The 12,235-nt window shown below is 71.7% G+C and carries 11 protein-coding genes and 1 other RNA gene; 2 read left to right on the top strand and 10 right to left on the bottom strand.

Features of this window, described 5'->3' with window-relative positions; translation table 11 throughout:
• Positions 1-29 precede the first annotated feature (29 nt).
• Positions 30-1,001, bottom strand: a complete 972-nt coding sequence (locus tag EV562_RS04855; RefSeq protein WP_133885424.1) for a LysR family transcriptional regulator — start codon at positions 999-1,001, stop codon at positions 30-32.
• 83 nt (positions 1,002-1,084) lie between these two features.
• Between EV562_RS04855 and EV562_RS04850 the strand changes: the two genes are divergently transcribed.
• Positions 1,085-2,380: an MFS transporter gene (locus EV562_RS04850; RefSeq protein ID WP_133885423.1), complete on the top strand. Its 1,296-nt coding sequence runs from the start codon at positions 1,085-1,087 to the stop codon at positions 2,378-2,380.
• A gap of 56 nt (positions 2,381-2,436) precedes the next feature.
• On the opposite strand, the gene ssrA is transcribed toward EV562_RS04850, so the two are convergent.
• The 5 genes from ssrA to ftsE form a co-directional block, all read right to left on the bottom strand.
• Positions 2,437-2,835: a transfer-messenger RNA gene (ssrA, locus tag EV562_RS04845) on the bottom strand.
• 93 nt (positions 2,836-2,928) lie between these two features.
• The gene (smpB, locus tag EV562_RS04840; protein ID WP_052841735.1) at positions 2,929-3,408 is read right to left on the bottom strand and encodes an SsrA-binding protein SmpB; all 480 of its coding nucleotides are present in this window, start codon (positions 3,406-3,408) and stop codon (positions 2,929-2,931) included.
• 46 nt (positions 3,409-3,454) lie between these two features.
• Positions 3,455-4,654, bottom strand: a complete 1,200-nt coding sequence (locus EV562_RS04835) for a S41 family peptidase (RefSeq protein ID WP_208298291.1) — start codon at positions 4,652-4,654, stop codon at positions 3,455-3,457.
• Between the two features lie 68 nt (positions 4,655-4,722).
• Positions 4,723-5,640 (bottom strand): permease-like cell division protein FtsX, encoded by a 918-nt coding sequence (ftsX, locus tag EV562_RS04830; protein ID WP_133885422.1) that lies wholly within the window; start codon positions 5,638-5,640, stop codon positions 4,723-4,725.
• A gap of 31 nt (positions 5,641-5,671) precedes the next feature.
• Positions 5,672-6,361 (bottom strand): cell division ATP-binding protein FtsE, encoded by a 690-nt coding sequence (gene ftsE, locus EV562_RS04825; protein ID WP_003975843.1) that lies wholly within the window; start codon positions 6,359-6,361, stop codon positions 5,672-5,674.
• Between the two features lie 214 nt (positions 6,362-6,575).
• On the opposite strand from ftsE, the gene EV562_RS04820 reads away from it, so the two are divergent.
• Positions 6,576-6,770 (top strand): hypothetical protein, encoded by a 195-nt coding sequence (locus tag EV562_RS04820; RefSeq protein WP_133885421.1) that lies wholly within the window; start codon positions 6,576-6,578, stop codon positions 6,768-6,770.
• 172 nt (positions 6,771-6,942) lie between these two features.
• Here EV562_RS04820 and EV562_RS35425 read toward each other — a convergent pair whose 3' ends face one another.
• The 4 genes from EV562_RS35425 to EV562_RS04800 form a co-directional block, all read right to left on the bottom strand.
• Positions 6,943-7,695 (bottom strand): hypothetical protein, encoded by a 753-nt coding sequence (locus tag EV562_RS35425; protein ID WP_243859973.1) that lies wholly within the window; start codon positions 7,693-7,695, stop codon positions 6,943-6,945.
• 323 nt (positions 7,696-8,018) lie between these two features.
• Positions 8,019-9,125 (bottom strand): peptide chain release factor 2, encoded by a 1,107-nt coding sequence (gene prfB, locus EV562_RS04810; protein WP_133885420.1) that lies wholly within the window; start codon positions 9,123-9,125, stop codon positions 8,019-8,021.
• A gap of 77 nt (positions 9,126-9,202) precedes the next feature.
• Complete coding sequence (locus tag EV562_RS04805) at positions 9,203-10,450, bottom strand: serine/threonine-protein kinase (RefSeq protein WP_133885419.1); 1,248 nt, start codon at positions 10,448-10,450, stop codon at positions 9,203-9,205.
• A gap of 105 nt (positions 10,451-10,555) precedes the next feature.
• Positions 10,556-12,196 (bottom strand): serine/threonine-protein kinase, encoded by a 1,641-nt coding sequence (locus EV562_RS04800; RefSeq protein WP_133885418.1) that lies wholly within the window; start codon positions 12,194-12,196, stop codon positions 10,556-10,558.
• Positions 12,197-12,235 lie beyond the last annotated feature (39 nt).

The raw sequence follows: 12,235 nt of genomic DNA, 5'->3' as shown, positions 1-12,235 counted from the left end.
GCACGCGGAGGAGCTGTGGTGGCCACGTGTCACTTGTCGACCGACATCACCGCGGCGTCGGCGGCCGGAATCCACCCGTCGCCCGGAACCTCGAGCCAACCCTTTTCGGTCGCGACCTGGGCCGCCGCCCGACGCAGCGCGTCGAACGCGGGATGCTTCAGTCCGTTTCGCCAGACGAGCGACACCGGCGAGAGCGGCACGGGGTCGACGAGGGGGCGCACGACGGTCGCGGGCATGGCCGGAAAGCTCTGTACGGCGAGGATGGGATTGCGCGTCTTGTCCATGATGCGCTGGAACTCCTCCTCGCCGACGGCCAGCGGCGCGGGGGGCGCGACCCGGATACCGCGCCCCTCGAACAGGCGGTGCGCGAGGTCGGTCCACTCCGGCGTGCGCGGGTTGCCCGCCCCGGCGTACACGTGCTCCCCCGCGAGTGCGGACAGCGGCACGCGCGCCTGCCGGGCCAGCGGATGGTCCTCGGGCAGCACGACCGCCATGGGCTCGTAGCGCACCGGCTGGTGGCCGAGCCCCGCCCGCAACGCCGGGGGCAGCCCCGCGAACCGGCCGAAGGAGGCGTCGATGCGGCCCGCGAGCAGCTCACCGGCGGCGTGGGTCAGTCCGCTCTCGTAACGCGCCATCAGCTCCTGCTCGGGCGCGAGCGCGCGGGCCCGCTCGAGTACCAGGCGGCCGGTGAGGAGGCCCGGGGAGTTGAGGTCGACGAGCAGCGGGCGGGCCTGGCCGAAGGCGGCCAGCAGGTCGTCCTGCGCCTGGAGGACCCGGCGGGCGTACGGCAGCAGCCGCTCGCCGTCGGCCGTCAACGTCACCTGCCGGGTGGTACGGACGAACAGCTCGACGCCCAACTCCCGCTCCAGACGCCGGACGTCCCGGCTGAGCGCCTGCTGGGCGACGTAGAGCCGGGCGGCGGCGCGGGTGAAGTGCAGTTCCTCGGTGACGGCGACGAAGGCGCGCAGGAGACGGGGATCGACGGAGGCGGGTGCGGGCATCCGGCGAACCTACAACGCTGGTGCGTGAATGGCGACGGAGAAGGTGTTGGACCCCCCGATCACCTCCGGGCGACGGTGGACGCATGCCGACACCGACCCCAGCGCGCCCGTCCCGTCCCGCTCAGTCCGCCCTCTTCCTGTCCGTCACCGCCGACGCCGTGGTCGCGGCCGACTTCCGCCCCCGCATCCGGCGCCGGCCGCCCGGTCCGTACCGGCGTCTCCTGTCCACGCCCGGAGCGCGGGGTTTCACGGTCGGCAATCTCGTCGCCCGGCTGCCCATGGGCATGTTCAGCGTGAGCGCGGTCGTGATGATCGCCGCCACCCGTGGTTCGTACGCCCTCGCCGGCGCCGTCACCGCGACGGGACTGGCGGCGACGGCGCTGGTCGCCCCGTGGACGGCACGGCTCGTGGACCGGTACGGGCAGGCCCGGGTGGCCGTGCCCGCCACCCTGTTCGCCGCGCTGGGCTCCGTCGCCCTGCTGCTGTGCGTGCGGTACGGGGCGCCCGCCTGGACCCTGTTCGCCGCGTACGCCGCCACCGCGACGACGCCCAACACCGGCGGCATGGCCCGTGCCCGCTGGGCCCACCTGCTGAAGGGCGACGCCGACGCGCTGCACACCGCGAACTCCTTCGAGCAGGCCACGGACGAGCTGTGCTTCATGCTGGGCCCGGTCCTCGCGGCGTTCCTGTGCACCGCGTTGTTCCCGGAGGCGGGGACGCTGGTGGGCGTGGTGCTGCTGGTGACCGGCATGCTGCTGTTCGCCGCCCAGCGCTCGACCGAGCCGCCGGCCCGCCCGCGGCCGACGGCGAAGTCGCCCGTCCGGGCCCCGGGCATCCCGCCGCTGCTGGTGGTGTGCCTGGCGATGGGCGGGATCTTCGGGGCCATGGAGGTCGTCACCATCGCGTTCGCCGACGCGCAGGGACACCGCGCGGCGGCCGGCACCGTCCTCGCCCTGCAGGCGGCCGGGTCCTGTGCGGCGGGGCTGCTGTACGGCGCCGTCCGGCCGACCGGTCCGGCCGAGCACCGTCTGCCCTGGTGCGTGGCCGCGATGACGGCCCTGCTGGCGCTGCCCCTGCTCGCGGCCTCGCTCAGCGGCTCGCTGCCCCTGCTGGCGCTCACGCTCCTGGTCGGCGGGATGGCGACGGCCCCGACGATGGTCACCACCATGACCCTGGTCCAGCACCGCACCCCGGAGGGACGCCTGAACGAGGGCATGACCCTGGCGGTGACCGGGCTGCTCGGCGGCATCGCCTGCGGCAGCGCGGCGGGCGGCTGGACGGTGGAGCACGTCTCCCCCACCGCCGCCTACACCGTCCCGGTCACCGCGGCCGCGACGGCCCTCCTCCTGACCCTGCTGCCACCCCGCAGAGCCTCCTGAACACGGAAAACCCCCGGGCCCACGGACGTGTCCGGGGACCCAGGGGTCTCCTGGGAATGTGGAGATGGCGGGAATCGAACCCGCGTCCAACGGTGCGGAATCAGGGCTTCTCCGTGTGCAGTTCGCTTCGATTTTCTCGGCCCCGGAGATCACGCGAACAAGTCTCCGACGGGCCCAGTCACTGTTTGGTTTCCCTCTTCACCCCGTGACCGGGATCAAGGTTTAGTCCCCTAGCTGATGCCAGGATCCGGGTCGGGAACAGCCCCGGGCTGACACTCCCTTAGTAGGAGGCTCGCTTCGCTACCTGAGATCAGGCAGCGAGGGCGAAGGCCTGCTGGGAGGAATCGCGCTTGGTGTTGGCGATTATTTTTTCGGCCTGTGGTTTACGAGATCATGGCCGCTTCCTCGACACGCTTCCCCTGCTTCGACAGCCGCTGTCGAAACCGATCATCCCCATGTTGATTTTTCAATCACAGTCACACCCGCTGTGAGGTGTGCTTGCCATCGTACGTGACCAACGCACGCACGTGCCAGCCTATTCCCGCGGCTCAGGCCCGCTGCTTGCGGCGGATCGCCGAGATCGTCCGCTCCGCCTCGCGGCGGTCCTGCTTCTCCCGGAGGGTCTGCCGCTTGTCGTACTCCTTCTTGCCGCGCGCCAGCGCGATCTCGACCTTGGCCCGGCCGTCCTTGAAGTAGAGCGCCAAGGGGACGATGGTGTGCCCCGTCTCCTGGGACTTCGACTCCAGCTTGTCGATCTCCACCCGGTGCAGCAGCAGCTTCCGCTTGCGGCGGGCGCTGTGGTTGGTCCAGGTGCCCTGGCTGTACTCCGGCACGTGCACGTTGTGCAGCCACGCCTCGTGACCGTCCAGCTGCACGAACCCGTCGGCCAGCGAGGCCCGCCCCTGGCGCAGCGACTTCACCTCGGTGCCCGACAGCACGAGGCCGGCCTCGTAGGTGTCGAGGATCTGGTAGTCGTGCCGCGCCTTCTTGTTCTGCGCGATCAGCTTGCGCCCTTTTTCCTTAGCCATAGTGCGGTCCATTTTGGCACTACGGAGGGGTCCTGCGGAAAGCCGATTACGCGGGGTCCTGCGCCTGGCGCCCCAGTCCGCTCAGTACCGTCCGGGCCCGGTCCAGCGCGGCCGGGTCCGCCGGGTCGACCTCCAGGTCGGGCGTGAGGCCCGTGCCGTCCACGCCGCGCCCTGAGGGGGTGCGGTAGTGGCCGACGGTCAGCTCGGCCACCGAGCCGCCGGGCAGCCGGCTCGGCATCTGCACCGAGCCCTTGCCGAAGGTGCGCGAGCCCAGGACGACCGCCCGGCCGCGGTCCTGGAGGGCGCCGGTGAGCAGCTCGGCCGCGCTCATGGTGCCGCCGTCGACGAGCGCGACCAGGGGGCGGGCGGTGTCGCCGCCGGGTTCGGCGTGCAGGGCCCGCTGATCGCCGTCGACGTCGTACGTGGCGACCAGGCCGCCGTCGAGGAAGGCGGAGGCGGCGGTCACGGCCTCGGTGACCAGACCGCCGGAGTTGCCGCGCAGGTCGAGGACGACGCCGACGCCGGACGGCACCCGCGCCACGGCCTCGCGCACCTGCCCGCCGACGCCCTTGCTGAAGGAGGTGACCTTGACGACGGTGAGGCCCTCGGCGGGCCTGCGGACGGTCACCGGGTCCGTGGACAGCCGGGCGCGCCGCAGGGTCTCGGTCCACGCGCGCGTGCCCCGCTCCAGGCCCAGCCGGACCGCGGTGCCGGCGGGCTCGCGCTCGGCGTCGCCGCGCAGTATGGAGACGACCTCGGTGACGGGCCGCCCGTCGACCCGCTCGCCGTCGACACTGCGCAACTGGTCGCCCCGGCGGATGCCGGCGTCGGCGGCGGGCGAGCCGGAGCGCACCCGGGTCACCTCGATGCGTCCGTCGCGCTCGCGGCGCGCGGAGAGTCCGACGCCGGTGTACCGGCCGTCGAGGGCGTCCTCCAACTCCTCGTACTCGCCCTGGGAGTAGACGGATCCCCACCGGTCCCCGCTGCGGCTGACCGCGCGTTCGGCGGCCTCCACCGGGGACTTGCCGTCGGCCATCGCCTCGGCCGCCGCGCGGGCGACGTCGTCGTGCCGGGCCTGCGGTCCGGCCGGTGTCGCCGAACGGGCCGCGTCCGGCTCGGACTTCCGGTCGGTCCCGGGCAGCGAGCCGCTGGCCGCGCCCGCGACGAGCACGCTCGCGAACACCAAGGTCAGGGCGGCCCCGTGGCGTACGCGACGGGGCTGACAGAACAGGTCACGACCTGACATGCCGGTGAGTCTAGGACAACGCACAAGGGCCGCACGGTCGCTTGACCGTGCGACCCCCTTGGGATGTGTCACACCTTCAGGTACTTGCGCAGCGCGAAGAACGCGGCCAACGCGGGCATCAGCAGACTCGTGGCCAGGATGAGCGGCAGCTTCGTCAGGACGGCGTCCCAGCCGATGAAGTTGATCAGGTTCAGCTTCTCGGACAGGGCGAGTCCGTGGTCGATGATGAAGTACCTGGCGATCACCAGGAAGCCGCAGGCGACACCGCCGCCGATGAGGCCGGCGACCGCCGCCTCCATGATGAACGGCGCCTGGATGTAGAAGCCCGAGGCCCCCACCAGGCGCATGATGCCGGTCTCGCGGCGCCGGCTGAACGCCGAGACGCGCACGGTGTTGACGATCAGCATCAGCGCGACGACCAGCATGAGGGCCATCACCGCGCGGGCCGCCCAGTTCATGCCGTTGAGCAGGCCGAAGAGGTTGTCCAGGATGCCCTTCTGGTCCTGCACGGACTGCACGCCCTCGCGGCCGTCGAAGGCGGTCGCGATGACCTGGTACTTCTCCGGGTCCTTGAGCTTGATCCGGTACGACTCCTGCATCTGGTCCGGCGTGAGGGAGCTGGCCAGCGGCGAGTCGCCGAACTGCTCCTTGTAGTGCTTGTACGCCTCGTCCTGGGACTCGTACGTCACCTTGTCGACGACGGTCATCTCGTCGAGGTCGGCCATGATCTGCTTCTTCTGGTCCTCGGTCACCGCGCCCTTGGCGCAGTTGGGGTCGGACTCCGCGTCGCTCTTGTTGCAGAGGAAGACCGAGACGTTGACCTTGTCGTACCAGTAGCCCTTCATGGTGCTGACCTGGTCGCTCATCAGCAGGGAACCGCCGAACAGGGCCAGCGACAGGGCGACCGAGACGATGACCGCGAAGGTCATCGTGAGATTGCGACGAAGACCGACACCGATCTCCGAGACTACGAACTGGGCGCGCATGGCGTCTCGTTAAGCCTTTCGTTCCTCGTCGTCAGTGCTGGTAGCCGTAGACACCGCGTGCCTGGTCCCGGACGAGGCGGCCCTTCTCCAGCTCGATGACGCGCTTGCGCATCTGGTCCACGATGTTCTGGTCGTGCGTGGCCATCACCACGGTGGTGCCCGTCCGGTTGATGCGGTCGAGCAGCTTCATGATGCCGACGGAGGTCTGCGGGTCCAGGTTGCCCGTGGGCTCGTCGGCGATCAGCAGCTTGGGCCGGTTGACGAAGGCGCGGGCGATGGCGACGCGCTGCTGCTCACCACCGGACAGCTCGCCCGGCCTGCGGTCCTCCTTGCCGCCGAGCCCGACGAGGTCGAGCACCTGCGGCACGGACTTGCGGATCTCGCCGCGGGACTTGCCGATGACCTCCTGCGCGAAGGCGACGTTCTCGCCGACCGTCTTGTTCGGCAGCAGGCGGAAGTCCTGGAAGACCGTCCCCAGCTGGCGCCGCATCTGCGGCACCTTCCAGTTGGACAGGCGGGCGAGGTCCTTGCCCAGCACGTGCACCTGACCGTGGCTGCACCGCTCCTCGCGGAGGATCAGCCGCAGGAAGGTGGACTTTCCGGAGCCGGAGGATCCCACGAGGAAGACGAACTCGCCCTTCTCGACCTCCAGGGAGACGTCCCTGAGGGCTGGGTGGCTCTGTTTGGGGTAGACCTTGGAGACGTTGTCGAATCGGATCACGGATGCACCACGGGTCGCCGGGGGTAGATGTGCGTGACCATACGCGAACCGGGGAGCCGACCGCAGTCACCGGTCGGGGTTGCGTATCAGTTGCACGTTTTGTCCCCGCAGGAGGGCGCGCGGCGCCCCGCGGAACCTGGCACAGTGGAAGGGGAACGTTCGTGTCGTCGCGGGCGTTGTTCCGGACGGAGCCGGCGGCAAGGAGGGCGAGCGCATGACGTACGACCGGTTGGTGTGCGCGAACTGCGCGGCGCCCGTGAGCGAGGGCAGGTGCCCGGTGTGCCGGGCCAACCGCGAGCGACTGCAGCAGGAGAGCAACTTCTTCGCGGGGCTGAACCCGATGGCGCTGATCGCACTGCTGGCGGTGCTGATCGCCGCGGTGGCCCTGCTGGCCCAGCAGACCGCCTGACGGCCCTGGAGCCGCCCTGAGGCCCGCCAGGGCGCGGGCGCCCGGTTCTTCGGGGCACGGGGCCGGCAGCGCGAGGACTCAGGAAGACACGGAAGGGGCCCGGAGCGGTTGCGCTCCGGGCCCCTTCGTGTACGCGGCACCGCGTGAGCGGTGCGTACGCGGACGGCTACCGTCAGGCGGCAGCGCCGCCGCGGCCGTTCATCAGACGCGGCAGGAAGCGGAAGCCGATGCCGCCGGCGATCATCGTCGCGGCGCCGACCAGCAGGAACGTGGTCTCCGCGGCGCCGGTCTCGGCGAGCTCCTTGCCGTTGCCCTGGGCAGCGGTGTCGGAGGCCGGAGCCTGCTCGCCGGTGTCGGTCAGCGCGGAGGAACCCTGCTCCTGAGCGACGTTGTCGTTGCCGCCGCCGTTCGGGTCGGTGTTGTTGCCGCCACCGTTGCCGTTGCCGTTGCCGTTGCCGTTGCCGTTACCGGGGTCGGACGGGTCGGTGGTGCCCGGGTCGGTCGGAGTCGACGGGTCGGTCGGGTCCGTCGGGTCCGTGGGATCGGTCGGGTCCGTCGGGTCCGTGGGATCGGTCGGGTCCGTGGGGTCCGTCGGGTCGGTCGGGTCCGTCGGGTCCGTGGGGTCCGTCGGGTCCGTGGGGTCCGTGGGGTCCGTCGGATCGGTCGGGTCCGTGGGGTCCGTGGGGTCCGTGGGGTCCGTGGGGTCCGTCGGATCGCAGTCGGGGCTGGTAACGATGTCGCACGGGTCGGGGTCGTCGTCGTCGCCCGTGACGCTCAGGCCGAGACCGATGCCGCTGTCGCTGGTGCCGGCGCTGACGCCGATCTCGAGCGCCGATGCGGCACCCGCGGCGGTCAGCGAGGCGCCGGCCGCGATCACGGCGCCGGCCGCTATGCGCGCGACACGGATGCGCGTCTTCTTCGTCATGTGGTTGCTACCCCCAGTAGCCGATCAGTAGGTGAGGCCGCACTCGGGGGCCGTGATCGACGGGGGTAGCTGTGCGTACTCAAGCCCCCCGGTTCACATGCGCCCCAGAAATACGCATGCCGCGCCTCACCATTCCGAATGTTCAAAGCAACGTCAAGGCCATTGCGTACGCGATGTCCGCGTACGGGACTTATGCCGGACACAAAGGGTGTGAGTGTGATGTAAAACCCAGACATCACCGGCGAACGGCGGACCGGGAAAAGGCAACTGCCGCCGGTAGGGCGGCAGTTGCCTTGTCGACAAAGCGGCGATCTCGCTTCGGGCTACTTCTCCTGCTGCTTGCGCCAGCGAATGCCGGCCTCCAGGAAACCGTCGATCTCGCCGTTGAACACGGCCTCGGGGTTGCCCACTTCGTGCTCCGTGCGCAGGTCCTTGACCATCTGGTACGGGTGCAGCACGTACGAACGCATCTGGTTGCCCCAGGAGTTGCCCCCGTCGCCCTTGAGGGCGTCCATCTTGGCCTGCTCCTCCTGGCGGCGCCGCTCCAGGAGCTTGGCCTGGAGGACGTTCATGGCGGTGGCCTTGTTCTGGATCTGGGAGCGCTCGTTCTGGCAGGAGACGACGATGCCGGTGGGCAGGTGGGTGAGGCGCACCGCCGAGTCGGTGGTGTTGACGCCCTGGCCGCCGGGCCCGGAGGACCGGTACACGTCGACCCGCAGCTCGGACTCGTCGATCTCGATGTGGTCGGTCTGCTCGACCACGGGGAGGATCTCGACGCCCGCGAAGGAGGTCTGGCGGCGCCCCTGGTTGTCGAAGGGCGAGATGCGCACCAGCCGGTGCGTGCCCTGCTCGACGGAGAGGGTGCCGTAGGCGTACGGCGACTGCACGGCGAAGGTGGTCGACTTGATGCCGGCCTCTTCCGCGTACGACGTCTCGTAGACCTCGGTCTTGTAGCCGTGCTGCTCGGCCCAGCGCAGGTACATGCGCTGGAGCTTCTCGGCGAAGTCGGCGGCGTCCACGCCGCCCGCCTCGGCCCGGATGTTCACGAGTGCCTCGCGCGCGTCGTACTCGCCCGAGAGCAGGGTGCGGACCTCCATCTCGTCCAGCGCCTTGCGGACGGCCGCGAGCTCGGACTCGGCCTCGGCGCGGGTGTCCGGGTCGTCCTCCTCCTCGGCCATCTCGAAGAGCACGCCGAGATCGTCGATCCGGCCGCGCAGGGCCTCGGCCTTCCGCACCTCGGCCTGGAGGTGCGAGAGCTTGCTCGTGATCTTCTGCGCCGCCTCCGGGTCGTCCCACAGGGAGGGCGCGGCCGCCTGCTCCTCGAGCACGGCGACGTCTGCCCTCAACTTGTCGAGGTCCAGGACGGCCTCGATCGACTCCATGGTCGAGGAGAGGGACTTCAGCTCTTCGGATACATCGACGACTGCCACGCATCCAGCGTAACGGCTCCGGACGGCGGTCCACGCCCGGCGGGTGCGGGTGCGGACCGCCGGTGGTGGTCCGGGGCTCAGGGAGAGGCCGGTGCCGAGTTCCGCGTGTCCTGGGGCCCGGTGTCCCCGTCGTCACCACCCGTGGCCAGCCACGTACCGACTCCGATCGCCGCCACCAGGGCGACCGCTCCCGTGCCCAGCGCGATCCGGCGGCGCCGCGCGGCGGCGCGGTTGCGGGCCGAGCCGGGGCGCGGGGCGCCGGCCGCGCGCGGGGCGCGGGCGGTGCCGCGGGCGCCGCCGGCCAGCTCGTCCGGGGCCGGTACGCGCATCGACGTGTGGGTGTCGCGGTTGGAGTCGGCCGGTTTGGCCCCCGGCACCAGAGGCACCGCTCCCCGGCGCCGTACGGGCTCTCCCGAGGACGCGGAGGGGGCCGCGGGGTCCTCGGACTGCGTGTCCTCGTCCTGCTCGGCGTCGGGCTCGTCCACGTCGAGCGGGGCCATTCCGGCGAGCAGCGGCAGCAGTTCGCGCAGCCGGGCGCTCAGCTCGGAGGCGCGCAGCCGGGACGCCGGGGCCTTGGCGAGGCACTGGACGAGGAGCTGCCACAGCTCGTCGGGGATGCCGGGGAGCGGGACGACGGTCTCGGTCACGTGGCGGCGCAGCACCGCGCCGGGGTGGCCGCCGCCGAACGGCGTGAAGCCGGCCAGCAGCTCGTACAGCACCGTGGCCAGCGCATAGATGTCGACCGCCGCGCGCGGGGGCAGGCCCTCGACGATCTCCGGGGCCAGGTAGTCCGGGGTGCCGATGATTTTCGTGGCGCGGGTGCGCCGCGGGGTGTCGATCAGCTTGGCCACGCCGAAGTCCGTCAGCAGGGCGGGGTGTGAGCCGCCGGGTCCGAGCGGGCCCTGCATGTCGAGCAGCACGTTCTCGGGCTTGACGTCGCGGTGCACGACCCCGGCGGCGTGCGCGGCGGCCAGTCCGTCGGCGACGTCCGCGACGACGGCCACCGCGGCCTCGGGCGCCAGGCGCCGCTCCCGGTCCAGGCGGGTGCGCAGGTCCGTGCCCCGGACCAGGTCCATCACCAGCGCGAGGTCGTTGCCGTCCACGACGAGGTCGCGCACGGAGACGATGTGCGGGTGTTCGAGGCCGAGCAGGGCGGTGCGCTCCTGGACGAAGCGGGAGACCAGCTCCTGGTCGGACGCCAGGTCCTCGCGCAGCAGCTTGATCGCTACGGGTCCGTCGGGACCCTCACCCAGCCACACCGTGCCGGCGCTGCCCCGCCCGAGGATCTGATGGGCGGTGTACCGGCTGCCGATCTTCCGTGCCAAGACTGCTCCTACCGACGCGTGTTGCGCCTAAAAGTACGCGTTGCAGGAGCCGGCCTTCACGGCGGAGGCGGAAATCACCCTCCAGATGTCGACAAGTCTCCGGACTCAGCTTCCGCTGGAGCCGCCCAGGTCCCCGATCCAGCCGGTCACGGTGGTGAACCAGTCGCTGAGCTGGTCCCAGTACCCCTTGCCGGTGCCGATCCAGTCCTGGAGCGGGCTCAGCTCCCAGACCAGCCAGCCGGCCACGAACAGGATGACGAGCGTGAACAGGCAGCCCTTGAGGCAGCCGAGGCCCGGGATGCGCATGGGGTTGGCGCTGCGCTGCCGGGGCGCCCTCGGCTCTCGCCGGGGCTGCTGCGGCTCGGGCACGGGCGGCGGGGCGTACCGCTGCGGCTGGGGCCGCTGCGGCTGCTGGGGTTGCGGGGTGGCGTAGCGCTGGGGCTGCTGCTGCGGATAGCCGTAGCCCGGCTGCTGGGGCGGCGGGGCCTGGCGCGGCTGCTGCGGGCGGGAGACCTGCCGCTGGGGGCGGCGGCGCAGCGGGTCCTGGTTCGGGTCCAGGTACTGGACCTGCGTCTGCTCGTTGCGGTCACGGGCGGCGCGCAGCTGGTTCTGCCAGGGGTGCGGGTCCTCGGGCCCGCCCTGTCCCGGCTGGCCCGGCTGCCCCGGGGGAACCGGCGGCATGACGGCGGTCGGGTCGGGCGCGCCGGTGCTCGGGAGGACGGTCGTGGGGTCGGCGGCGCCCGCCGGGCCCCCGGTGTGCGGCAGGACGCTGGTCGCGCCGTTCGGGTCGTAGGCGCCGTCGGGGGCGCCGGGGACGCCGGGGACCTGCGCGGGTGCCGGGTCGGGGGCGAGGAGCACGCCGACGCCCTCGGCGGCGCCGATCTGCGCGCTGTTCGCGTGCACGCCGATGCCCTCGGCGACGACGCGCAGGCCGCGGGCGAGGTTCTCGGCGCTGGGGCGTTCGTCCGGGTTCTTGCGCAGGCAGCGCTCGATGACCGTCCACAGCGGGTCGGGGACGGTGGAGGGGCGTCGCGGTTCGGCGCTCAGGTGCTGGTGCAGCACCTCGAGGGCCGATCCCCCGCCGAACGGGGGGCGGCCGGTGACCAGCTCGTACAGGAGGATGCCGGCGCCGTACACGTCGACGGCGGAGGTCTGCGGGCGGCCCTCGGCGGACTCCGGCGCGACGTACGCGGGCGTGCCGACGAACTCGTGGGTGCGGGTGAGGCCGGGCGAGTCGGCGAGGCGGGCGATGCCGAAGTCGGTGAGCATCGGGTGCATCTCGCCGCCGGTCTGCTTCAGCAGGACGTTGGCCGGCTTCAGGTCGCGGTGGACGACGCCGTCGGCGTGGCTCGCCGCGAGCGCGTCGGCGATCTGCGCGGTGAGCAGGGCCGCGGCGACCGGGGTGAGCGGCCCGTTCTCGCGCAGGTAGCGGTGGAGGTCGGGGCCGTCGACGAGGTCCATGACCAGGGCGAGCAGCTCGCCCTCGACGACGAGATCGCGGACCCGGACGATGTTGGGGTGGGTGAGCCGGAGCAGGACGGAACGCTCGCGCAGGAAGCGCATCACGATGTCGGCGTCGCTCGCGAGCTCCTCCTTGAGGACCTTGATCGCGACGGTCTCGCCGGGCTGCCCGGCCACGGCCGCCTCGGCGCCCGCGGTCTCGCGCTGGCGGGCCCGCCAGACGGTGCCCGTGGCACCGCGGCCGAGGGGCTCCTCGAGGAGGTACTTGCTGCCTACCGGCCGCACGTCATGCGCTCCTAGTTGCTTGCTGGCTGTTCGGACCCA

This window comes from Streptomyces sp. BK208 (assembly GCF_004364245.1).
Taxonomy (GTDB): domain Bacteria; phylum Actinomycetota; class Actinomycetes; order Streptomycetales; family Streptomycetaceae; genus Streptomyces.
Note: the sequence above shows the minus strand (reverse complement) of the source record. Positions and strands in the feature narration are given on the sequence as shown.

Excerpts from the sequence above, each read along its gene's own strand:
- EV562_RS04855 (WP_133885424.1), bottom strand. The coding sequence starts at position 1,001 with ATGCCCGCACCCGCCTCCGTCGATCCCCGTCTCCTGCGCGCCTTCGTC.
- EV562_RS04850 (WP_133885423.1), top strand. The coding sequence starts at position 1,085 with ATGCCGACACCGACCCCAGCGCGCCCGTCCCGTCCCGCTCAGTCCGCC.
- smpB (WP_052841735.1), bottom strand. The coding sequence starts at position 3,408 with ATGGCTAAGGAAAAAGGGCGCAAGCTGATCGCGCAGAACAAGAAGGCG.
- EV562_RS04835 (WP_208298291.1), bottom strand. The coding sequence starts at position 4,654 with ATGTCAGGTCGTGACCTGTTCTGTCAGCCCCGTCGCGTACGCCACGGG.
- ftsX (WP_133885422.1), bottom strand. The coding sequence starts at position 5,640 with ATGCGCGCCCAGTTCGTAGTCTCGGAGATCGGTGTCGGTCTTCGTCGC.
- EV562_RS04820 (WP_133885421.1), top strand. The coding sequence starts at position 6,576 with ATGACGTACGACCGGTTGGTGTGCGCGAACTGCGCGGCGCCCGTGAGC.
- EV562_RS35425 (WP_243859973.1), bottom strand. The coding sequence starts at position 7,695 with ATGACGAAGAAGACGCGCATCCGTGTCGCGCGCATAGCGGCCGGCGCC.